This window comes from Paenibacillus vandeheii, assembly GCF_030433635.1.
GTDB lineage: Bacteria > Bacillota > Bacilli > Paenibacillales > Paenibacillaceae > Paenibacillus > Paenibacillus vandeheii.
The window spans coordinates 1-22,551 of sequence record NZ_JAROCD010000030.1 but is presented as its reverse complement, the minus strand read 5'-3'; the positions used below and the strand labels follow the sequence as shown (position 1 = coordinate 22,551).

Here is a 22,551-nt window from a genome sequence, read left to right as displayed (position 1 = left end):
ACCGATTTCTCAGCGTCGATCTTGCAAGCAAGATCGTTACTCACTCGTTGTTCAGTTTTCAAAGATCAAACTTGTTTGTATTACTCTTTACCGTGTCAACACTGTGTTTCAGCGGCGACTTAAATAATATATCACACTGACGAAACCAATGCAATAGTTTTTTCAAAAAACATTTAATAGATTCTAAATCCCCGACTTCCCTGCTAAAACTATTTTGATTTGAAGCACTATCTCCTTATTCATAACGTCGCATAATATGGCTTTCTTGAGATCTACTAAGAGTCCTAGCAGACGAGACATTACCATTACGCTCTTGTATTCTCCTATTTTAATACAATACCCAAAAGGCCAACTCTTCTGACAGTCGGCCTTTTGAAGTTTAATGCTTTGCACTTACTCTACAATGTTATTGTTGTATCCATGGATTTCTACGCTTTTTGTCTGAGCTGCGTTTATTGGATGTTCCGGTGCGCTCTCTTGATGTTTTCCCGGACACAGATACTTTGGATTTGGCTTTTGCAGCAGGTCTGGATGTTCTGCGTTTTGCGGTTCCTGTTTTGGCTGCTTGTTTTGGCTTCGCTTCAATATTAAACTCAGCCTCATTCTCTGTAGCCGACTGGCTTAGACTTGCCTCGTCACGTCCGCCCTTTTTGCCTTCCCCCTTGCCTTGTGGAGGATACATTTCACCAAATGCACCAAGCGGAGACGGCGGCACCATGTTCTGAGTAGGATATGGGTTTTGATACGCATACTCGATTGGCTGATTTGGCATCATGGATGTGGTCATTTCGGGTTGCATCCCGTATGGATTGTATGTGCCCCATCCTGGGTTCTGATAGTTATGTGAGGGATATGGGTATTGATGATTGGGCATATGATGGTTGCCACATCCACATGGCGGGTACGGAAGCATAGAGTAAGGAGAAATGTGAGGTGGTTGGTGGTTCATATGATCATTGGCTGCAAATGGAGGAAATGGGCTGTTCACCTGACCTGCTGGAGCGATCGGATATAAGTTGTTTTGCATTTCAGCAGATACGTTTGGCATAACGTTGTTATGATTATACTCTGTGCTGGTCCAAGGCGTATTCGATGTATTACCCATGGAGTACGGACTCACTTCTGGTATACCCGGGAAAGTATTATTGTCATACGCCCCAGCCGTGTACATGTTTTGTGGAGCAGTATAAACCTCTTGTGCTGGAACAGGAACTTGAGCATACGGATGCTCGGCAGGAGCATGAAGCATTTTACTGCCGCAACCACACGGAGCTTTGGTAGCAGGCGCCACCTCTGTAGGCCATTTCGTGTTGTTGTTAGGCATTACAGGTAAAGGCATGACTTCAGGTGAAATATTAGGCATCGTATACGTCGGCGCTTCAGTTATCGGTTTTAATTGCACTTCGGATTTAGTATTTTCTGTTTTGTGAGCTTCCTTCTGCGGCTTCTCTTCAGGAATTTCAGGTAATTGTGGTAGAACTTCCACTTCTGGCTTGATATTAGGTATGACCGGATTTGCAGGTACCGAATTGGAGACTTCCGGTGCTGGCGGAGGGACTGGGACTACCGGTACAACTGGTGCTGTTTCTTCTTTAACTCCCGTGTATTCCTTCCCTTCTGGTGACAGCTTCTCATGAGCAACATTGGATGATGCACCGTTCTCTGAAGCCGGATTTCCCCCTGCATTGCTTGATGGGATGTACACGGTTTCCCCTACAAGAAGAGCATTTGGATTTTTCAATTGCGGGTTGGCATTGATCATGTCTTTCAACGGAATCCCCCATGCCTGTGACAGCTTCCACAATGAATCGCCTTGCTGAACTTTATGACTGTGCAACATGCCTTCGGGCTTTGGTGTTACAGGCTCCGCGGGAATTTTGACCTTCATGCCGATCTCCAACTTGTCGGGATCTGCAATTTGCGGATTAGCTGCGATAATTTTGTCCAACGCTACATTATATTTTTGGGACAGCAGATATAATGTGTCGCCTTTTTTCACCATGTGTATTTTCACTTGGAACTAACCTCCTAGACGTGATACTTGGGCAGTACATTCGCCCATACCGTTACTACATCCTATGCAGAAATTAGGCTAATGACATCAACTATACAAAAAAAATCCTTCCTGCCCCAAAAACCGCATACTCCGGGTATGCTGAATTTCTGAGACATGAAGGATTTCTTACTCCCCTATTCAGGTCGTGCCATTAATCTTCCCAAACTTTGTACCCGTCTTTGTCGACAATTTGACGAAACGCTTCCAGCAGTCTCAAGGTTACAGGACCTGCGACACCCGTTCCAATCGTTCTGCCGTCTACTTCATAAGCAGCAATAACTTCTGCAGCCGTTCCAGTGAAAAAGACTTCGTCAGCAATATACACATCATGCAGCGTAAATGGCACTTCTTTTAATTCAAGGTCCAACTCACCGCACAGATCGATAATGGCCTGACGTGTAATTCCTTCGAGTGCTCCAAGATAACAAGGTGGCGTATAGACCACACCATTTTTAATAATAAAGATGTTATCACTGGAGCCTTCCGTAACATATCCTTGGGAATTCAGCATAATCGCTTCACCGGCACCTGCATAGGTGGATTGAATTTTAACAAGGATGTTATTCAGATAGTTCAATGATTTAATTTTTGGATTAAGGGCATCAGGGATGTTACGGCGCTGGGATACAGACACTGCTTTCAGCCCGGTAAGATACGCTTCCTCCGGATAGATCGCCAGTTGCTCTACAATGATGATAACGGATGCTTTAGGGCAGCGGAGCGGATCAAGCCCCAGATTACCAGGTCCACGCGAAACGATCAGACGAATATAACCGTTACGCATATCATTACGACGTACCGTTTCAGCCATCACTTCCAGCATCTCATCATAAGACAGTGGAATGTTCAGACTGATGGATTTAGCCGAATCGTACAAACGATCCAAATGCGCTTTGCATCTGAAAATGTTACCGTTGTAAATCCGAATGCCTTCGAAAATACCGTCTCCATACAAAAATCCATGATCATAAACCGAAACGGTTGCGTTCTCTTTGGTCACATATTGACCATCCAAATAAATCCATTGTTCTGACACCGATGACTGCACCTCCATAATATTTTCCATTCCTTGATTCCGAAACTAGATTTATCTCGTTCATTGTACAACAAATGACAAGCTAATTCTTGCTCATTTTACCCAGTCTTATGACAATCCTCAACAATGTTCGCCCTGATTCAGGTCGTTTTTAACGAAGGATATGTATAACACGGATAGCTGCCAAGAACGCGCACCTGACAATTCAAAGCCTCAATCTCAGCCATCGCTGCGGTAAGCAATACGGAATCTGCACCTTCCTCAACATCAATGTAAAAGTAATAACTACCCAACCTTTTCTTCGTTGGACGTGACTCCAGTCGGGTCAGGTTCAGTTTTCGCCAGGCAAAAGCCGACAGCACCTGATGCAATGCACCCGGCGCATCTTCAGGTAATGTAACCAGCAAACTGGTTTTCACATGATCAGGCTCTCGTGGTATCTGTACTGGCTCATGACCTATCAGCACAAAACGAGTATAGTTGTTGTCATGGTCGGTAACCCGTTCAGCCATAATGTCCAAACCATGCTTCTGTGCAGCAAGCCTTGTGCCGATCGCAACCCAGCCTTTGCCAGGATTTCTTTTCACAATTTCTACAGCCTCCGCCGTACTGTTCACACCCTCAAGATCTGCTCCAGGTGAATGCAGGCGAATAAAATTCTGGCATTGCGGAATCGCTACGGGATGGGACATGATCTTCGTAATTTTCCCGAAATCATATTCACCACTCTCTGTCCTGAACTCGGAACCATGCCCAATCACATTTTGTATGGATGGATACACCCATTCTGCCTGCATCGGAATGTCCACTTCGTTAACCAGCCAGTCCATATGCAAGCTTACTGAGCCTTCAATCGTATTCTCGATGGGTATGACGCTGTACTGGGACTTTCCACTATCCGTAGCACGGAAAACATCAGAAATCAGCTTGGAATGAAGCAATTCCAAAGGCTCCCCATTAAACAGAAAATCTACTGCTTCATGAGAAACGGAACCTTCAGGTAATACAGCAATTCGTTTCATGCGTTAACTTCCCCTTTAACTCTGTCCATAAAAGGACTTTCATCTTGATCAGGCAGCACGGTAACACCGTCCAGGTCCGGATCTAACCACAATGCCGATGCAGTGATGCCTTCACGGCTCATCGTGTCTATTAAATATTGCTCCAGCTCAAGCTTACGGGTATCATGACGGTCTACCATCGTCAACACGGTAGGTCCAGCTCCACTCAAAGCGGCTCCAAGCGCGCCATGACTAACCGCGTTCTCCAGGATATCAGCCATGCCGGGTACCAAGGATGCCCGGTAAGGTTGATGAATCCGATCTGACATCGCCTTTTGAATCATATCCAATCTTCCACTGGCCAAGGCAGCAACAAGCAAGGATGACCTGCTTATATTGTGAATGACATCCGATTTGTCGAACTGCTGTGGAATTACATTTCTGGCTTTTGAAGTGGACAACTCGAAGTCCGGCACGATGACCAAAGTTTGCAAATCCTGATGCGGCTCAATGCGAATGTGGTCTACCCGACTGCCATCCCACGCTGCTGTAATGATACCTCCATATAGTGAAGCACCTACATTATCCGGATGTTTCTCCAGCGACGTAGCCATGTCAAGAAGCTTGGCATCAGATAATGGAGAGCCAATTAATGCATTAGCAGCAGCCAATGCAGCTACGATAGCAGATGCACTGCTTCCCAGTCCCCGAGTAAGCGGAATATCGGAATACATGGAAATCTCCAACTCCGGCACCGAGACCCCCGCTTCGTTGAAGACCATCTGTGCAACTTCATATATCAAATTGGATTTATCTGTTGGAAGACCAGTCAGATGATCCCCATGTAAATGGAATATCGTCTGCTCAGCCGGTTTCATCTCAAGCCAGGCATACAAAGACAATGCCATGCCCAGGGTATCAAACCCTGGACCCAGATTGGCTGTACTTGCAGGTACCTTAACGATTACCCTTGGCTTCAAGCTCATACCGATTGTTGCTCCAGTTGCGCAATTGCCGCCATAACCGCTTCCTCGGAATCTTCCACAACAAGCGGCTCAGTCGCTACCGTTTTGATTGCGATATTAGGATCTTTGAGGCCATGTCCTGTCAGTACGCAAACCACAGTCTCTCCGCCTTTAAAGTACCCTTCACTCTTCAGTTTGTATACACCGGCAACAGAAGCAGCAGACGCAGGTTCAGCAAAAATCCCTTCACGAGCAGCGATCGTACGATAGGCTGTCAGAATTTCTTCATCAGTAACATAGTTAATCTGTCCGCCAGACTCTTCAGCTGCAGCTACAGCGGTTTTCCAACTTGCCGGATTACCAATTCGAATAGCTGTTGCTACGGTTTCAGGCTCAAGGATCGGTTCACCTTTGACAATCGCCATGGCGCCCTCCGCTTCAAAACCGACCATACGAGGCAGGGAATTCGATTTGCCTGCTTCTTTGTACTCCTTGAATCCTTTCCAGTAGGCTGAGATATTCCCTGCGTTCCCCACCGGAATTGCGAGTACATCAGGTGCCTGACCAAGCTGTTCAATCACTTCAAAGGCAGCCGTTTTCTGTCCTTCAATCCGGAACGGATTCACGGAGTTCACGAGCGTAATTGGATGTTTGGCTGTAATCTCACGCACAATTTCCAATGCACGGTCAAAGTTGCCATTGATCGCAATCACCTTGGCTCCATAAATCATGGCTTGAGCCAGTTTACCCAGCGCAATGTTGTTATTCGGAATCAATACGATACAATTCAGACCCGCACGAGCCGCATAGGCTGCTGCTGCCGCTGAAGTGTTGCCTGTCGATGCGCACATAATTGTGCGGCTGCCTTCTTCCATCGCTTTAGCAACAGCCATAACCATTCCGCGGTCTTTAAATGAACCTGTTGGATTCAGACCTTCATATTTGAAATATAAATTCAATCCAAGTTCCTCGGACAGATTCTCGGCATGAACCAGGGGTGTGTTTCCTTCGTGAAGCGTAAGCAGGGGTGTATTTTCATTAACCGGCAGGTGCTCTCTGTACGTTTGCAGTAATCCTTGATATCTCATTGTGGGTAAACTCCTTTGTCAATTAATAAATCGAATATGATTGCATACATCTATATGGTTAATCGTGTACCTTAAAACCTGGACTTCAACCTGAAAATTCAAACCGTAATTTGGGAACGAATTATCCTTCTACCCGATACACACTCTTAATGCGACGAATGACGGCAAGGGATTCAAAGTGTTTTAATACTTTATCCATGCTCGCCTTGCTAGCGTTATGCGTAACGATGATGATCTCAGCATCCGGGTTATGCTCGTTTGGCTGTTGTACAACTGAAGCCAGGCTGACTTCGTATTCAGCGAAGATTTGAGTAATTTGCGCCAGTACCCCTGCCTTGTCATCCACATGCAGCAAAATGAAGTTTTTCGACATAATGTGCTCGTCACTTTGCAAGCGTTTCTGTTTATAAGGCACAATCGCTTTGAGACCATTCACACCCAGTTTGAGGTTTTTGATCACAGCCACGATATCCGCCACTACAGAAGTTGCCGTCGGGAGCTCACCTGCACCTGCACCGTAGAACATCGTCTCACCTACAGCTTCGCCATGAACATACACCGCGTTGAACACCCCATTGACGGAAGCAATCGGATGATTTTGTCTTACCATCGTCGGCTGAACACTAATCGTGATCTCATCATCCCGACGATCTGCGATACCCAGCAGCTTCATCTCGTAGCCGAGTCTTTTGGCATACGTAATATCTTCACGGGTTACGGATGTAATCCCCTTAACGGTCACGTCTTTCAGTTCGACATTGGTGCGGAAGCCCAGCGTACCCAGAATCGCCATTTTGCGAGCTGCATCGAGTCCTTCGACGTCCGATGTTGGATCGGTTTCTGCATATCCGAGTGCTTGAGCCTCTGCCAGAACCTCTTCATACGAGGCGCCTTCCTGGCTCATTTTGGTCAAAATAAAGTTCGTTGTTCCGTTCACTATCCCCATAATGCGGGTAATCCGGTCGGATGAGAAGCCTTCAATCAGCGTGCGGATGATCGGGATGCCCCCTGCCACACTCGCTTCATAGAAGACATCACATTGCTTTTCCTGTGCCTTGGCCAAAATCTCGGAACCGTGCAGAGCCATCAGATCTTTATTTGCCGTAACGATATGTTTGCCCCGCTCCAGCGCTTCAAGAATATACTCTTTGGTCTGATCAATGCCGCCCATCACTTCCACGATAACATCAATATCCGGGTGACGAATGACTTCCCAGGGATCTACCGTGAGCTTCGCACGATCTACAGCAATGACACGATCTTTCTCCGTATTCTTCACTGCAATTTTCTCTATGACAATCGGTGATCCAACCTGACTGCTCAGATCCTCCTGATTCCCTTCCACGATGCGAACGACCCCAGTACCCACCGTACCCAGACCCAACAATCCCACTTTTACCGGTTTCACCAACGCTCTACCCCCATTGTCTTTTTCTCCTTCACCCCTGTACGATTCAACCATCCATACAACTTATACCTAAACGTTTTAAGATAACGTCTATTTAACCTTGGCCTACAATGCGCGTGCGTCGAACCCCGGGCATATCCTGCATCCGATCGAGCATTTCTCCGATTTCCCCATGGAGATGCGATGTCTCCACCGAAATGACAACGTTGGCTCTTCCCTGGAGCGGGATACTTTGATTAATGGTTAACACGTTGGCTCCATAACCAGCTACATGTCCGAGCACACGAGACAGTATTCCTGACTGATGCTCCAAATCAATGGAGATCGTTACAATTCTCTCCCGTTCAAGCTGGTTGATCAAATGGATGCCATCCTTGTACTTATAAAAAGCACTTCGGCTTAATCCAACCTGCTCAACCGCCTCATGAACTGTTTTGACATCTCCGGAAGCCAGCAGTTCTTTAACCTGCATGGTCTTCACTACAGCCTCTGGCAAAATGTCTTCCCGTACTAAGTAATAGCGTTCGTTCACAGAACGTCCTCTCCTCAAAGACTCATGTATTCATATAGTGGACATTATAAAGGATCTATTCCAAAAGGGCAATACGTTACATGTCTATTTTTGAAAAACTGTTCCTAACAGTATACAAGTTTATCCTGCGTGCAGGTAAGAAAAAATAAAAAAACGCAGAGCAGCGGGTCATCTCCCACTTCTCTGCGTATGTTCTAGCCTTTATTTGTACATAGCGGCCAACTGCCTTAGTAGTAGCTGCTGCCTTCCACAAATTCGAACTCAAATTCGCCAATGCGTACAATGGTGCCTTCTTCAGCTCCGCGTTTACGCAGTTCCGCATCCACACCCATATACCGCAATGTACGCGCCAGTTTGAGAATGGCTTCATGGGAATTCAACTGCATCCGTTTCATCATACGTTCAATCTTGGCACTTTCGACAACGAAGATTTCGTTCTCCCGTACAATACGGAAGCCATCGTCCTCTTTCTTGTCCAAGCTGTACACTTTACGTTCGGATAAGTCTGCCACTTCTTCAACCACTGGCTCGTCCGGAATTTGATCCAGCAGATCAGCGGCACGATACAAGAGCTCTTGAATCCCTTTCCGTGTCAGGGATGAAATAGGCATAACTTCAATATCCGGTTGAACCTCACGAGCCTTCTGCAAGAATTCTTCAAGATTAGCTTCGGAGTCTGGCATGTCCATTTTATTCGCTGCTACAACCTGTGGTCTTTCGGCGAGAACAGGATTGTACAATTTCAGTTCCTCGTTGATTTTCTGCCAGTCTTCGAACGGATCACGTCCTTCGGAACCAGACATATCAACGACATGAACGATGATACGCGTCCGTTCAACGTGACGCAAGAACTCATGCCCAAGTCCAATACCTTCATGAGCACCTTCAATCAGACCCGGCAAGTCGGCCATAACAAAGCTGCGGCCTTCTCCCACACCAACAACACCCAGGTTAGGTGTAATCGTTGTAAAATGATAGGCTCCAATCTTTGGCTTGGCTGCCGATACAACAGACAACAGCGTGGATTTACCAACACTCGGGAAACCAACTAAACCGACATCTGCCATGACCTTAAGCTCAAGTACGATGTACCGCTCTTCGCCCTCTTCACCATTTTCGGCCAGTTCTGGCGCTGGATTGTTAGGCGTGGCAAAACGGATATTTCCCCGTCCGCCTCGTCCACCACGAGCAACAACAACCTGTTGACCATGACGTGTCAAATCAGCCAGTACTTCTCCACTGTCTTCATCCAAAATCACAGTCCCTGGTGGAATACGTACAATCATGTTCTCAGCGTTCGCGCCATGCTGACTTTTATTACGTCCCTTCTCACCGCGAGGGGCCTTGAAGTGACGTTGGTAACGGAAATCCATCAACGTACGCAGACCTTCATCCACACGGAAAATGATGTCAGCTCCTCTGCCTCCATCTCCCCCGGCAGGTCCGCCGTTCGGTACATACTTCTCACGACGAAACGAAACAATTCCGTCCCCTCCGTCTCCGGCTTTCACATAAATCTTAGCTTTATCTACAAACATTGGTTAACCCCTTCTTCCTATATTCCGCAAGGCATTCTGAATTGTATAAACGTATCCTCAGACGGAAGCTGCTCCGTTCTGACTTTTTTTCCTTTGAGTACGGCATTGAGCTGCCGCAGTGTTTCCGGATCGGGTGTTTGATCCCCATCCAGCCGAACAACCACATCTCCATGGTCCTGTCCGAAGTTCAAGGTCAGTTTGCGAACCTCTCCCCAAGACGACCGGCCGCCGCCATATTGATAGGCACGAATCGCATCGGCAATCGCCCCCGTAAGTGACTCGCCATCCTCGGGAGAGACCAGAGCACTAAGCTGTAACTCTTCCTCTACTACCACATGCAATTCCAGAGCGACTCCACTGGTCCGGAAAGATTGAAGATAAAAAACGAGTGAAGGAATACCCAATCTGGAGATTCGGCTTTCTTCGTTAACTCGCTCTACTATTCTTTCCACACATTGCACTGATTTATCAAGTTTGCCCAGCCGAAGATATCCATATAACACCTGAAGATCGTTCATCCAATCATGCCTATGATGATTTAATGATGCAATTGCTGTCTTTTCCATAGATTGTATGATGGTTCTGCGTTCCGCCTCTGCCTGTCTTTTCATCACGTTCACAGAAACAAAAAGCACCGCGACGGACCACAATGCGTACACAGCCATTGAAATAACCACTGGATACAGCATAACGAAAACCAAAGGAATCAGAAGTGAACATGCCGCAATCCACGGCACTCTTTTCCAAGATTTCATGGCTTCTCCCCGTTCTACAAAACTCGGTTGGTTTAATCCCCACCGTACACAAGTATAACATGTCTTTTCTGCCAGTTCATTATCGAATAACCTAAAAATACAAAAAGCCTCCGGCAAAAATGCCGAAGGCTCCTTAGGCGGAATGCCGATATTATGCTTCTACTGCAGCTGCTACTGGAGCAACATTTACAGGGTAGATGCTTACTTTTTTACGATCGCGTCCCCAACGTTCGAATTTCACAACGCCGTCAACTTTCGCAAACAAAGTGTCATCTTTACCGATACCCACGTTAGTACCTGGGTGAATTTTCGTACCGCGTTGGCGAACGAGAATGCTACCACCAGTTACTGTTTGACCGTCAGCACGTTTAACGCCAAGGCGTTGTGCGTTACTGTCACGACCATTCTTCGTGGAACCTACACCTTTTTTCGATGCGAATAACTGAAGATTTAATTTCAACATGATTGGTTGTCCTCCTTCTTTAATTATTTGACTTGCTCTATCTTAATATACTGTCCGTATGACTCTGCAATATCAGTGAGCATAAGCACCATGGATTCGAGTAGCAATTGTACCTGGGACCAGATTCCGTCTTTCTCCAACACCGGTAAAGAAGCGCTTAAAAAGCCATTCTTCATCTTGGCATCCATTTCGACACCAGTCAGTGTTTCGATTGAGTTCACCGTACCCACTGTGACAGCGGATACCCCGGCACATACGATGTCTTCTCCCCGCTTGGCAAAATTAGCATGCCCCTTGATGGAGAAACGATCGATGCTCCCGTCATCATTACGAAAGACTTGAACGATAATCACTTATCGCACCTTCTTACGCTTTGATTGCTTCGATAGTTACTTTTGTATACGGTTGACGGTGACCTTGCTTCACATGGTAGTTCTTTTTAGGTTTGTATTTGTATACAACAACCTTTTGTCCTTTGCCATGTTTCTCCACTTTAGCCGTTACAGTTGCTCCGGAAACCAATGGTGTACCTGCTGTCAAACCTTGATCGTTAGATACAGCCAGGACACGGTCGAACGTTACGCTTTCGCCATCGTTCGCAGTCAATTTCTCGATGAACAGAACATCGCCCTCTTGGACTTTGTACTGTTTGCCACCTGTTTCAATAATTGCGTACATTTGCCTTGCACCTCCTCATGTCTCAGACTCGCCCGGTCTCAGGTGACAGTGTCCTTGCGGAACTGTTCTTGTACCCGGCCAGTGCGGTTACAGCATGTGCAAGACCAATAGGCTAAACACATACCTGATGATTATACCACCAACTATATTAAAAATCAATGCAACGGCGAAATATATCTTTTGCCTGTACCATGACAGGAAGAACACGGCTCCACATAAGGGAGCGTGCTCTCTTCCCGTACCTTTTTACGGGTAAGTTCGAGCAGACCTAGCTTGGTCCAACCCATGACAAAAGCCTTGGTTCTATCCTTCTTGAGTTCATTTTCCAGCGTTACCGCAACTTCCTGCCGATTCATCGCTTCCTCCATATCAATGAAGTCCACAATGATCATGCCGCCGATATCCCGAAGACGCATTAAACGGGCGATCTCAACCGCTGCCTGCATATTCGTCTCCGTTACAGTCTCTTCCAGACTATCACCGCCTGCTCCCGTGTACTTGCCTGTGTTGACATCGACTACAGTAAGCGCCTCGGTATGATCAATGACAATATATCCGCCTCCAGGCAACCATACCTTGCGGGCAAAATCCTTGTTCAACTGCTCCTGTACACGATAAGCGGCGAAAATCGATTCTTCTCCCCTGTACACCTGTACTTTAGGTTGATGGCCTGGACAGATTTCCTCCAGCAAAACACTTAATTCACGGGCTTGTACTTCATTGTCCGTAATGACTTCATCGCTGCCAGGCGTATACACATCCCGAATGATCCGCTGAACCATACTGTGATCCCGATGCAGCAGGCTTGGTGAAGGCAAACTATCCGCTTTTTCACGAATTAGACGCCACTGCGCACGTAATGTTTCCAGGTCGGCCTGAATGGCTTCCCTCTGTTCCTCTGCGGATACGGTCCGTATGATAAGCCCCTCTTCGTCCCGTCTCAGTTGTTCACCCAGCGACTTGAGGCGGGATCGATCTCCCTCACGGGCAATTTTCTTGGAGACGGCTACATAGTCCGCTAAAGGCATGTAGACAAGCCAGCGGCCCGGTAGCGAATAATGAGTCGTCACTCTGGCTCCTTTGCTTCCTACTGGCTCCTTCAGGACCTGGACGATGACATCCTGGCCTGGACGAAGCAGCTCCGAAATCGAGGGCTTCACTTTCGGTTGTTTCTCCAGGTTGGGATGCAATACATCGTCCACATACAGAAAAGCATTCTTTTTCTGACCGATATCCACAAAAGCTGCTTGCATACCTGGTAACACGTTCACTACCCGTCCTTTGAAATACGAACCCAGCAGTCCACGCTCGCGTGTACGCTCTGCCATGAATTCTACAGCTTTGCCCTCTTCCAGAAGCGCCATTTGCATGAGGTTATGTTCATTATGTACAATCATTTGTTTCATGGCTTTACCTCTAGAAGATCATTCAAATCATCCACATCCATTCTGTTTCTTTGCCATACTCATTGTACATGTATTAACCCAAATCAGGACAGATCCACCAAAGATGCTACAACTTATCCGTGTCTTGTTTGAAATAAGAACCGATGATTCGCTGCTCAGGCAAAACGGCCATGATTCTTCCCTGTCTATTCATCACGTATATCATATGGTATCTTTCTCTCTTTAATAGACGCAAAATAGGCTCCAAAGGTTTCGCCGGAAATGAGATTATCGGCTGCGCCAAACTTCCTGTAGCTGCATGGCGGGTGAATGCACTTTCACGATTCATCAGAAATCGGATAAATCGATATGGAATATTTCGGTAATCTGTCACGTTGGAATAAAACAGGAAAATCCCAATCAACAGGATGTTTAATGGTAATCCGTAATCACCAGTAAACCAGCGACCGATGGCAACCAAAATAACCCCTGCACTGCAAAGGATGCTGATTCTGTAGGTCCACATCAAGGTCGTATAGTAGGGAGCAGCCAGACTGACGAGTGCCTGTACAACTTTACCGCCATCCAGCGGCAACACAGGTAGCAGGTTAAATAGGGCAATCAGCAGATTCCCCTGTATAATATAATCCAAAAATACCGGGTCCCCCAGGTTGCCATATTTCAACAGTAAAACGACTCCAACCATGAGCATATTTTGAAAAGGGCCTGCCAACGCGATAATGATCTCCCGACGAGCTGTAATATTTCCGCCATCCTCAATAACGGCGACACCTCCAAAAGGAAGCATCTGTATCGAAAGGACACGGCAGCCCAGAAGGGCTGCCGCTGCAGCATGTCCACATTCATGAATAAAAACGATGGCAAACAGCGTGATGAGTTCAATAAAGTTTCCGGTCAACAGGGAGGCCATCATGATGATCACAAAAAAAGGATGAAACGAAATATGCACACCCCATAACCTAATCAAGGGCTACCACTTCCGCAGGATCTACGTACTGCTCGCCTTCTTTTACAGCGAAATACAATGTGGCAGGTTGATCATTTCCAGTCTTCTTCAGGCTGCCGACCGCGTCACCCGCTTCTACCCAATCATTCACCTGAACTTCACTTTCATTCAAGCGTCCGTATATGGCTGTAACTTGACCAGAGTGCTGGATTACAACCGTTGTCCCATTTTCCGGATCATCCAATACTTGCAGCACTCGTCCGGCATCGGAACTGACGACTTGAACAAGTCCTGCGCCACCGGCTTCGGGAACAATTTCAATGCCTTTCATGCTCAGTGCAAAAGGTTGAACAACGGTTCCAGAGATCGGTTTACCCAGCAGGTGCCGAATACCCGAGCCGTTCACAGGATCGGTGGTATGTCCAAGAACAGGCAGGAATGATGGCGTTCCGCCAAAGTGACGTTCGTACCACGCAGCGGCATACGCAAAGTCCATATCCCGATGTAACATATCGGCGATCACGGTTTTGGCAGGTGTCGTCCACGAGGTATTCAACTGGAATAATCCCCAAACGCTGCCGAATAATAAAATGCTAACCACTGTTCGTCCCACGAAAGACTTCATCAGATTGAAGCGTGGATGGCCGCCAGGACCATAGTGCCCATTCTCTTTTTTCCACAGCCATTCCGGGTCTCTTTCCTGTTCTGCCAGTGAAGATCTTGCCGTTCGTAGCTTTTCTTGTATATCCATAGACGAGAAAGGCTGACGTTGCGCAGATGTACGCTTATCGGATACCGGGCCCGATTCTCGCTGCTGCATAATTTCCTCTGTAGCACCATCCATTAGCCGCCGAATGCGCTCTTCTCTTCTCTGCTTGATTCTGAGTTTCGTATTCATGGAATGTCCTCCTGCCGAGGCTTGTTTACTACATCCTATGAGGATCTCGTTCATAATATGAACAAGCTTCGGCCGGAAGCAAAAATAACCCCACCACGTGGAGCCCTCCTGTGAAGTACATATCCCGTTCTATAAAAGACACCTTTAATAAATAAAATGCCCTCTAATAATCAAAAAGCCGGGCTTGAGGGCCGCGGCTGTCATACATGAATGTGATGAGGAAGAATGGGTTAACCCATCCCAAAAAACTTTTTGAAACGTGTGAAAGCACCCTTTTTCTGCTCCAATTGCATCAGAGGAACGGTATCCCCCAGAATACGACGGGCAATATTACGGTAGGCAATGGCCGCAAGTGAATCCGGATTCATTACCGTAGGCTCTCCCGAGTTGGCTGCCTTGATGACAAGCTCATCATCAGGAACGATCCCGATTAGGTCAATATTAAGTACTTGTAAAATGCCGTCAATATCGAGCATGTCGCCTGATTTAACCATATTGTTACGGATACGGTTCACGACCAGTTTTGGTGATTGAATATGTGAACTCTCCAGCAAACCAATGACACGATCCGCATCACGGACAGCTGCATTTTCTGGTGTAGTGACTACAATCGCCTGATCCGCTCCCGCAACCGCATTTTTGAACCCTTGCTCAATTCCGGCTGGACAATCAATAATGACGTATTCAAAATCTTTCTTCAATTCGAGGATAATGTCCTTCACCTGTTCGGGTGACACAGAGTTCTTATCTCTCGTTTGTGCTGCAGGCAGCATATATAATTCTTCGAAACGTTTATCTTTGACCAAAGCCTGATTCAGTCGGCAGCGGCCGTCTGCAACGTCGCACAGATCATAAATGATCCGGTTTTCGAGTCCCATCACGACATCCAGATTGCGAAGGCCGATATCGGTATCTACCAGACAAACCTTTTTGCCGAGCAGCGCCAGCGCTGTCCCGATGTTTGCCGAGGTGGTTGTTTTACCCACGCCGCCTTTACCCGAAGTGATCACGATCGCCTCTCCCATGAGCTACACTCCTTTAAACACATTAAAATCTCGGCGCAACCGAACGATATTGCTCATCTTGTCGATCTGCATCTGATTGTCCTGTAAATAAGCAAATTCCATTCCGGTCTCTCGGCTCTCCCACTCATCGGGAGGACGGCTGATAATGTCGGCGATCCGCAGCTGCGTCGGTGCAAATACCGAAGCGGCAATGATCGAGTCTTCGTCCCCACCAATTCCAGCGTGAGCCATGCCTCTGAGTGAACCCAAAACATATATATCTCCGGTACACGTCACTGTGCCCCCCGGATTGATATCTCCAAGAAACAGTAGATTCCCTTCGTGATGAAGCACCTGTCCAGAACGTACCATACCACACATGGTGACAATCGGCGGCGGCCCTTTAGCCTCTGGTTTAAGGGCCGGTGAGTCGATAGAACGAATGAGCAAATTCCCTTTTTGTTTCAATATATCAAGAATTGCTTCTTTCTGGTCCTCCGTCACTTCCCGGCTGCCCAGTTTGATATCCACATGAACAATCGGTCCGGTCAAAATATTTTGATGGCTGTGTTCCAGCTTATAGCGGAGCTCGTAGAGCAATTCCTCGAATTCACATTGATCGTCCAACAGGAAAACCAGGCCGTCTCGGATGCCTTTAATCGTTACGTGATTCGATTTTACCGTCATAAGCCTGTCCCTCCCATCTCATTACATTTCGTGCCCGGGTCCCCAAGTTCCTGCTTCCCACTCCAAAAATGGTTCAAGAAGCTTCTTGTGCTTTGCTCTTTCTCTTACCAATCCGCTCCAGTTGTTTCCGAAGAGGAACATAAATGATCAGCGCGAACACAAAATGAATGAACAAATTGGGAATCATGTATTCAAGCAACGCCCAGTCAAATGTCACATGATTGAGTTGGAAGAGCTTGTACAGAAAGAATAACATGGTGTCATTCAGCAGACTTCCCAAAAGGACAACGGATACCATAACAGGCAGTGGTGCACGCGGCGCTTGGAAAATAAGGCCCATCACATATGCTGAGAGTCCCATAGAGAATCCATATGGTCCAATCATTTCGCCGTAAAATACGACGTCATGCAGCAGCCCAAAAAATATGCCAAGCACCAACGCCGTGTGCCGATGATGATATACAGCGATAAATAAAATCACGATGTAAACCAGATTCGCAGAAATTCGCATTTGCCAGCCCGAAGGAATGAGTAGCGGAAGAATCGTTCCTTCCGCAATGAACAACACGAACAGCAGCAGGAATAAGACTTGCTTGCGCGTCACCATTATTCTTTTACCTCTGGCGGGATAATCACAATCAGCTCTTTCCAGTCCAGAAAGCTTGCGTATGGCTTAATTGTAGCTGTTTGTGTTAAGCCATATTCGCTTTTCTCAACCTTCTTCACTTCTCCGATACGCATGTACTTTGGAAAATTGTTGATAATTCCGGAAGAGATGATTTCATCATTTTCTTTGATATCGGAGTCTTCCGAGATCTTGGTCATTTTGAGCATTCCGGTCTTCGGATCATAACTCTCGATCATACCAAACACTTTTTCTTTACCAACCGCTGTAGCTGCAATGGCATTGGATGTTGGATCATTGGCGTCCATGGAAGTCAACAGATTAACTGTGGACGTATATGAGCTGACATGACTAACGACCCCAACCAGCCCTTCCTGCGAAGTCACAGCCATCCCAGCCTTAATTCCCGCATTTTCACCAATGTCGATATTAATCGTTCTGCTGTTCGGGTCGGAATTGGCACTGATAACTTGAGCAATTCGTGAACCGTAGTTATACCGATTCTTTTGTTCCTCGGTAAAATTGAGTGCTTTCTGAAGCTGTTCATTCACCTGTTCCATATCATTGTATTTCAGCCGATCCCGGGTATAGTGACCCATCGCAATGCGAAGCTCTTCATTTTCTTGATATACCGTACGCATGTTCGCCAAATCTTTAAAAAAGCCCGCTACAGAAGAAGCGGGCTTGTAAAATACGTATTGTACAAATCCGACTGAATCCTTCAGGAATTTCTCCGGCCAGGATAGAGCGGTTCGCGGACCGAGCGTAAAGCCCATTAACGCGATAAATGTAACAAGGCCCACCAGCAAAACAAAAAGTCTTTTGTTACCCAGCAGTTTAAACAGTTCGACCACCCTCTAACATCCATTATTCTCTTCCGAGCCATGCCCGGCGGGGAGACTGTCAGACTTATAGTCCCTTCGAGAATATTAGTCCATTCTCCCCGGGTATGCGGGTAATAGCTCTCCCAGCCTAAGCCAGGTCCTCTTCGTTGATATCATTCCCCTTGGTCGATAAGCGAGCCAAGAATGGGGAGATATCAATTATCGTTTGGAGCGAACTGCCGAACTGCTTCTGCTCTTGAACAAATGAATATTCTCAAGCGCTTTACCTGTTCCGATTGCAACGCAATCGAGCGGGTTCTCTGCTACGATAACAGGCATCCCTGTCTCACCAGCAAGCAGCTTGTCCAGATTGCGAAGCAATGCGCCGCCACCTGTGAGAACAATACCACGGTCCATAATATCTGCTGCCAGCTCAGGCGGACATTTCTCCAATGTTACTTTTACAGCTTCAACAATGGCATTCACCGTATCCGCCAGAGCTTCGCTGATTTCATCCGAAGTAATCGTAATCGTCTTCGGCAGGCCTGTAACGAGGTCGCGTCCACGAATTTCCATGGTTTCCACTTGCTCAAGCGGCATAGCTGATCCGATATCCATCTTCAACTGCTCCGATGTACGTTCACCGATCATCAGATTATACTGGCGTTTAATATATTGAATCACGGATTCATCCATCTCGTCACCCGCTACACGAACCGATCGGCTTGTTACAATACCGCCAAGAGAGATGACAGCCACTTCCGTTGTACCGCCACCAATATCGACAACCATACTACCCGTTGGTTCCCATACAGGCAGGTCTGCACCAATGGCAGCTGCAAAAGGCTCTTCAATCGTATAGGCTTCACGTGCTCCAGCCTGTTTGGTTGCATCTTCAACTGCTCGTTGTTCTACTGCAGTAATACCGGATGGTACACATACCATCACGTTAGGATGACGCTGGAACATGGAGCGTTGTTTCTGCGCCTCACGGATGAAATATTTGATCATCGTTGCCGTTGTATCGAAATCGGCAATAACGCCATCTTTCATTGGTCGAATGGCACGAATGTTACCTGGTGTACGTCCAATCATTTTTTTGGCGGCTTCACCTACTGCCTCGATGGTTTTTGTATCTGTCCGTATAGCGACAACCGAAGGTTCGCGCACCACAATTCCTTTTCCACGTACATAAACCAAAGTATTCGCTGTCCCCAAATCAATACCCAAATCTTTCGTAAAACCACCAAACATGACGTAATCTCCTTTTCTGCCTCATATAGCCGCCCCAGTTCATCAAGAGCGTTTCATTTTCATTCCCACCACAATGGCGGAGCTAATATTCGCATTTGTTTTGTGTTGCATTGCTTTGCATGTGTAAAGTGAACCTATCTTCTACGGACAACGCCGTCAACATTCATAGGAAAACATCAACGCCAACCATTATATTATACTAAGCCCTTCTCCTTCAAACTTACGTACGTTCCATCTCCGATAATAATGTGATCCAGCACGTCTATGCCAACAATTGCGCCGGCCTCGATCAGTCTTTTGGTTATTTGGATGTCCTCTGGACTAGGCGTAGGATCACCACTGGGATGGTTGTGTGCGCACACAATAGAGGCGCTGCTGCATTTGATGGCAGCCCGGAACACTTCACGCGGATGTACAATCGAAGCGTTAAGGCTACCCATGGAGAGTGTTTCCTGGGCAATAATGTGGTTTTTGCTATTCAGGAAAAGACACACAAAGTGTTCTTTCTGCAAGTAACGTAATTGTTCGGTAAGGATATCGGCTGCATCACGAGGGGTACGGATGGAAGTGGACTGTGTAAGTCTGCTCTTCGCAATCCGATGACCAAGCTCAATGCTGGCTTTCAGCTGTACAGCCTTGGCCATGCCGATTCCCTTCATCGCAGTCAGTTCTTCCAAGCTCAGATCCATCAACGAGCGAATTCCACCCGCTTCGGTCAGAATCCGCTGTGCCATATGCACTGCGGATTCCTGTCTTGTACCCGTTCGAAGTAAAATCGCCAGCAATTCAGCATGGCTTAAGGCGCCCGCCCCGTATTCCATCATGCGTTCTCTCGGGCGTTCTTCCTGGGGGATGTCGCGCATCATATATTGAGGCGACTCCATATGTTCCCTCTTTTCAGATCGTCAATTGCGGAATTTCATGTACGCGGCAGTACATGTATGCCGAATCCATCCAGCATATCGCTAAGCAAGGACAACGGTAGGCCCACCACATTAAAATAACATCCTTCAACACGGTCTATCAGTGAAGCACCAATGCCCTGAATGGCATATGATCCTGCCTTGTCCGAAGGCTCCCCGGTCTGAACATACGCACGAATCGTAGCTTCAGACAGTTCCTTCATCGTTACATCAGTCTGTCGATACTGAACCATAGATTGCCCATTGTTTGCATCAATACAGGCTACTCCCGTGAAAACACGGTGTACACGTCCCTGTAGACGAGATAACATACGTTCAGCGTCCGCTTCGTCTACGGGTTTGCCAAGAATATCACCGTCCAGAACGACAACTGTGTCACTACCCACGATAACCGCATCCTGTTCACGGCCTTCCAGCCCACGATAAACGGCAAGCGCCTTACGCATCGCAAGCTCCTGTACCGTCTGTTCAGGAGTCCATTCCGGCGGTGTATCTTCATCGGCATGACTTGGTATTACTTCAAAAGCTAGATGGAGTGATGCGATCAGTTCTTTACGCCGTGGCGAAGTGGAAGCCAGAATAATGCGACGCTGTTTTGTTTTATCCAAAATAACCGGCCCCTTATGCTACGGCGACAATCCTATCGGATCACGCTAGTAGATATCATTTTTTTAGTTTCTTCGTCAAAATTCGTCATTCTCCTATAACCTGCGATACAGCCATACAGCAGCAATAATACCAATCAGACTCAGGAGGCTCATTTGAAATTGAAGTGAAATATCATAACTGATAATATCCAGATCAGCCTGCGGCGACCAACGAATGGTCGTGGCTTTCGTTAAAAAGGCAACGGCCTTTACAGGCTGCAGTGCCTTGGCGATCCACGCACCGGCCAGCCAGCCGAGCAGCAGAAACAGCAATAACATGCCGAAGTTTTTTTTCATCGGTGATCTTCCCTCGCCATTTTTTGACACCCACATTATTATACGGGGTTTTGTACGTCAATACAAACACAAATCCGGCAAGGGGAACTATTTCCAGTTCCTTGCCGGACAGGTATTTCAAGGCTGTGTTATGGGAAAGCGTTGATTACTGTTTTATCGCCTCAAGCCATTTTTTTTGCTGTAATACATATTCCATCAGATCGGACTGTACAGACCACATATGCACATTCGCCGGATTTTTGTTGTATTCGGCAAGTGCGGTTACCGCACTGTTCATCGATTTTTCCATCGCGGATACATAGGGTTGTACGTCTGCACTCAGACCCGGTGCAATACTATTCAAACCAGTCAGCCAGAGTTGATGCTGGTTCTGTAGTGCGGTCATCGTTTCCGCTGAGACAGCTTCAGGAACAGCTTGACCGAGCTGCTGGATCGAGAGGGTAGACAGTTGTTCTACCAAAGTTGATCCACTTGCGAAGAACTGCTGAACATCCTCTGCTTTTCCGCCGAATACTGCTGGGTTCACTTCAGGGTTGACGATTTCCTTGACGTACAGTTCCACACCTTCGGCCTTAAGCCTTGTGCTAAGCAGCTTGGCCTCCTCACGGTCAGCCGAAATGCCTGCGTATACCCGATTACCATCCTCCGGGTCAGAGCCTGCTGCAATGCCTGCCTGGGACAATTCCACCTTCGCCTGTTCAGCGCGTTCAGGAGAACTGAAGACACCGTATTGCAGTGCATAATAACTGCCGCCTGTTGTAGCTGCTTGGAGCTGCTGTTCCGAACCAACCACTCCCCCCTGACCTGTCACAGCCGACACCGCCTGATTAGCGGGAATCTTGCTCCCAGGATCTACGGCCCCTTCCCGATTGAAAAAAGAAAGAATAACCATGCCGAAGAGGGCCCCGGTTACAAGCGCACCGGTAACTGAACCAATCATTTTCCAGCCCCTCGGGGGACGATTTCGCTTATAAGAGTAATTTTCACTATCTGCAATCCAATTATGATCACCATAATTCTCGTCCGATCTGCTCTCGTCCTCATCTCCCGGATATGCAGTAAGGTGATTATAGTTGTATTCGGGCTCATCAAGTATCTCATTCTTGTCCGTTCTTTGGTAAGGTTCAGGTACAGTGGAGCCTGTCAGCATCGTCTCTCCCCAGTCACCGGGTATATCCTCTGGTGTCCATGAAGGCGTTGTATTTAACCGCGTTGGCGTTGGCGTCGGTGTTGGACTGTGCGAAATTTCTTCACTCAAAGCGGCAAATGTGCTGGATGTGGGTATCCCCTTGTTTTCAGGCTTGTCCGACTCGTTATCCCCAAAACGAAACGTCATTCTAGCATTGCTCACCCCGTACCCTCTCCTTTGTCCCATTTATAACAGCTATATGCGGAGAGAATCTGAAACATTCCATTTCATGCAAAAAACCGCCCGCTTCGAAATGGTCAAGACCCCATTTTGTAGACATTATAAAAAGACCCTAGGCTGCAAACTGGCGTCGGTACTCTACCGGCGTCAG

At 47.2% G+C, this 22,551-nt stretch carries 24 protein-coding genes and 1 other annotated feature; all 24 genes read right to left on the bottom strand.

Annotation, left to right across the window (positions count from 1 at the left end; genetic code table 11):
* Positions 1–406 precede the first annotated feature (406 nt).
* The 24 genes from P5G61_RS31600 to P5G61_RS31485 all read right to left on the bottom strand — a co-directional run bounded on the left by P5G61_RS31600 (position 407) and on the right by P5G61_RS31485 (position 22,382).
* Positions 407–2,014: a LysM peptidoglycan-binding domain-containing protein gene (locus tag P5G61_RS31600; protein WP_301250085.1), complete on the bottom strand. Its 1,608-nt coding sequence runs from the start codon at positions 2,012–2,014 to the stop codon at positions 407–409.
* A 193-nt stretch (positions 2,015–2,207) separates the two neighbouring features.
* On the bottom strand, positions 2,208–3,092 hold the full coding sequence (gene ilvE / locus P5G61_RS31595) for a branched-chain-amino-acid transaminase (protein WP_024633951.1): 885 nt from the start codon (positions 3,090–3,092) through the stop codon (positions 2,208–2,210).
* 140 nt (positions 3,093–3,232) lie between these two features.
* Positions 3,233–4,114: a prephenate dehydratase gene (gene pheA / locus P5G61_RS31590; protein ID WP_301250084.1), complete on the bottom strand. Its 882-nt coding sequence runs from the start codon at positions 4,112–4,114 to the stop codon at positions 3,233–3,235.
* On the bottom strand, positions 4,111–5,079 hold the full coding sequence (thrB, locus tag P5G61_RS31585) for a homoserine kinase (protein WP_301250082.1): 969 nt from the start codon (positions 5,077–5,079) through the stop codon (positions 4,111–4,113). Before thrB ends, pheA begins: the two co-directional genes overlap by 4 nt.
* Complete coding sequence (gene thrC, locus P5G61_RS31580) at positions 5,076–6,146, bottom strand: threonine synthase (protein WP_064635832.1); 1,071 nt, start codon at positions 6,144–6,146, stop codon at positions 5,076–5,078. The genes thrB and thrC overlap by 4 nt, the downstream gene beginning before the upstream one ends.
* A gap of 121 nt (positions 6,147–6,267) precedes the next feature.
* A complete protein-coding gene (locus P5G61_RS31575; protein ID WP_024633955.1) occupies positions 6,268–7,554 on the bottom strand; it encodes a homoserine dehydrogenase in 1,287 nt (428 codons plus the stop codon).
* Positions 7,555–7,648: 94 nt separating this feature from the next.
* Positions 7,649–8,086 carry an ACT domain-containing protein gene (locus P5G61_RS31570; protein WP_024633956.1) on the bottom strand — a complete coding sequence of 146 codons (438 nt, stop codon included), beginning with the start codon at positions 8,084–8,086 and terminating at the stop codon, positions 7,649–7,651.
* Between the two features lie 227 nt (positions 8,087–8,313).
* Complete coding sequence (obgE, locus tag P5G61_RS31565; protein ID WP_024633957.1) at positions 8,314–9,624, bottom strand: GTPase ObgE; 1,311 nt, start codon at positions 9,622–9,624, stop codon at positions 8,314–8,316.
* Positions 9,625–9,641: 17 nt separating this feature from the next.
* Positions 9,642–10,379, bottom strand: coding sequence for a Spo0B domain-containing protein (locus tag P5G61_RS31560; RefSeq protein WP_024633958.1), 738 nt, complete (start codon positions 10,377–10,379; stop codon positions 9,642–9,644).
* Between the two features lie 151 nt (positions 10,380–10,530).
* Positions 10,531–10,842 (bottom strand): 50S ribosomal protein L27, encoded by a 312-nt coding sequence (gene rpmA, locus P5G61_RS31555; RefSeq protein ID WP_024633959.1) that lies wholly within the window; start codon positions 10,840–10,842, stop codon positions 10,531–10,533.
* 23 nt (positions 10,843–10,865) lie between these two features.
* Complete coding sequence (locus P5G61_RS31550) at positions 10,866–11,195, bottom strand: ribosomal-processing cysteine protease Prp (protein WP_301250081.1); 330 nt, start codon at positions 11,193–11,195, stop codon at positions 10,866–10,868.
* Between the two features lie 13 nt (positions 11,196–11,208).
* A complete protein-coding gene (gene rplU / locus P5G61_RS31545) occupies positions 11,209–11,520 on the bottom strand; it encodes a 50S ribosomal protein L21 (protein ID WP_062328098.1) in 312 nt (103 codons plus the stop codon).
* 14 nt (positions 11,521–11,534) lie between these two features.
* Positions 11,535–11,619: a sequence feature (ribosomal protein L21 leader region), on the bottom strand.
* A gap of 56 nt (positions 11,620–11,675) precedes the next feature.
* The gene (locus tag P5G61_RS31540; protein WP_301250080.1) at positions 11,676–12,926 is read right to left on the bottom strand and encodes an Rne/Rng family ribonuclease; all 1,251 of its coding nucleotides are present in this window, start codon (positions 12,924–12,926) and stop codon (positions 11,676–11,678) included.
* A gap of 106 nt (positions 12,927–13,032) precedes the next feature.
* Complete coding sequence (locus P5G61_RS31535) at positions 13,033–13,893, bottom strand: M50 family metallopeptidase (RefSeq protein WP_301250079.1); 861 nt, start codon at positions 13,891–13,893, stop codon at positions 13,033–13,035.
* Complete coding sequence (locus P5G61_RS31530) at positions 13,886–14,770, bottom strand: M23 family metallopeptidase (protein WP_301250078.1); 885 nt, start codon at positions 14,768–14,770, stop codon at positions 13,886–13,888. The genes P5G61_RS31535 and P5G61_RS31530 overlap by 8 nt, the downstream gene beginning before the upstream one ends.
* A 230-nt stretch (positions 14,771–15,000) precedes the next feature.
* Positions 15,001–15,795, bottom strand: coding sequence for a septum site-determining protein MinD (minD, locus tag P5G61_RS31525; RefSeq protein ID WP_053783092.1), 795 nt, complete (start codon positions 15,793–15,795; stop codon positions 15,001–15,003).
* Positions 15,796–15,798: 3 nt separating this feature from the next.
* The gene (minC, locus tag P5G61_RS31520) at positions 15,799–16,461 is read right to left on the bottom strand and encodes a septum site-determining protein MinC (RefSeq protein WP_301250077.1); all 663 of its coding nucleotides are present in this window, start codon (positions 16,459–16,461) and stop codon (positions 15,799–15,801) included.
* A gap of 73 nt (positions 16,462–16,534) precedes the next feature.
* The gene (gene mreD, locus P5G61_RS31515) at positions 16,535–17,068 is read right to left on the bottom strand and encodes a rod shape-determining protein MreD (RefSeq protein ID WP_301250076.1); all 534 of its coding nucleotides are present in this window, start codon (positions 17,066–17,068) and stop codon (positions 16,535–16,537) included.
* Positions 17,068–17,940 (bottom strand): rod shape-determining protein MreC, encoded by an 873-nt coding sequence (mreC, locus tag P5G61_RS31510; RefSeq protein WP_301250075.1) that lies wholly within the window; start codon positions 17,938–17,940, stop codon positions 17,068–17,070. The genes mreD and mreC overlap by 1 nt, the downstream gene beginning before the upstream one ends.
* A 189-nt stretch (positions 17,941–18,129) precedes the next feature.
* Positions 18,130–19,164: a rod shape-determining protein gene (locus P5G61_RS31505; protein WP_063568116.1), complete on the bottom strand. Its 1,035-nt coding sequence runs from the start codon at positions 19,162–19,164 to the stop codon at positions 18,130–18,132.
* Positions 19,165–19,358: 194 nt separating this feature from the next.
* Positions 19,359–20,048 (bottom strand): RadC family protein, encoded by a 690-nt coding sequence (radC, locus tag P5G61_RS31500; RefSeq protein ID WP_024633970.1) that lies wholly within the window; start codon positions 20,046–20,048, stop codon positions 19,359–19,361.
* 35 nt (positions 20,049–20,083) lie between these two features.
* Positions 20,084–20,695, bottom strand: coding sequence for a Maf family protein (locus tag P5G61_RS31495; RefSeq protein ID WP_079347334.1), 612 nt, complete (start codon positions 20,693–20,695; stop codon positions 20,084–20,086).
* Positions 20,696–20,788: 93 nt separating this feature from the next.
* Positions 20,789–21,031, bottom strand: coding sequence for a DUF4321 domain-containing protein (locus P5G61_RS31490; protein WP_024633972.1), 243 nt, complete (start codon positions 21,029–21,031; stop codon positions 20,789–20,791).
* A gap of 145 nt (positions 21,032–21,176) precedes the next feature.
* Positions 21,177–22,382, bottom strand: coding sequence for an SPOR domain-containing protein (locus tag P5G61_RS31485; RefSeq protein ID WP_301250073.1), 1,206 nt, complete (start codon positions 22,380–22,382; stop codon positions 21,177–21,179).
* Between the last annotated feature and the right edge of the window lie 169 nt (positions 22,383–22,551).

Bases quoted from the DNA above. Each gene is read 5' to 3' on its own strand.
- pheA (WP_301250084.1), bottom strand. From the start codon at position 4,114: ATGAAACGAATTGCTGTATTACCTGAAGGTTCCGTTTCTCATGAAGCA.
- thrB (WP_301250082.1), bottom strand. From the start codon at position 5,079: ATGAGCTTGAAGCCAAGGGTAATCGTTAAGGTACCTGCAAGTACAGCC.
- thrC (WP_064635832.1), bottom strand. From the start codon at position 6,146: ATGAGATATCAAGGATTACTGCAAACGTACAGAGAGCACCTGCCGGTT.
- obgE (WP_024633957.1), bottom strand. From the start codon at position 9,624: ATGTTTGTAGATAAAGCTAAGATTTATGTGAAAGCCGGAGACGGAGGG.
- P5G61_RS31560 (WP_024633958.1), bottom strand. From the start codon at position 10,379: ATGAAATCTTGGAAAAGAGTGCCGTGGATTGCGGCATGTTCACTTCTG.
- rpmA (WP_024633959.1), bottom strand. From the start codon at position 10,842: ATGTTGAAATTAAATCTTCAGTTATTCGCATCGAAAAAAGGTGTAGGT.
- rplU (WP_062328098.1), bottom strand. From the start codon at position 11,520: ATGTACGCAATTATTGAAACAGGTGGCAAACAGTACAAAGTCCAAGAG.
- P5G61_RS31540 (WP_301250080.1), bottom strand. From the start codon at position 12,926: ATGAAACAAATGATTGTACATAATGAACATAACCTCATGCAAATGGCG.
- P5G61_RS31530 (WP_301250078.1), bottom strand. From the start codon at position 14,770: ATGAATACGAAACTCAGAATCAAGCAGAGAAGAGAAGAGCGCATTCGG.
- minD (WP_053783092.1), bottom strand. From the start codon at position 15,795: ATGGGAGAGGCGATCGTGATCACTTCGGGTAAAGGCGGCGTGGGTAAA.
- minC (WP_301250077.1), bottom strand. From the start codon at position 16,461: ATGACGGTAAAATCGAATCACGTAACGATTAAAGGCATCCGAGACGGC.
- mreD (WP_301250076.1), bottom strand. From the start codon at position 17,068: ATGGTGACGCGCAAGCAAGTCTTATTCCTGCTGCTGTTCGTGTTGTTC.
- P5G61_RS31505 (WP_063568116.1), bottom strand. From the start codon at position 19,164: ATGTTTGGTGGTTTTACGAAAGATTTGGGTATTGATTTGGGGACAGCG.
- radC (WP_024633970.1), bottom strand. From the start codon at position 20,048: ATGGAGTCGCCTCAATATATGATGCGCGACATCCCCCAGGAAGAACGC.
- P5G61_RS31490 (WP_024633972.1), bottom strand. From the start codon at position 21,031: ATGAAAAAAAACTTCGGCATGTTATTGCTGTTTCTGCTGCTCGGCTGG.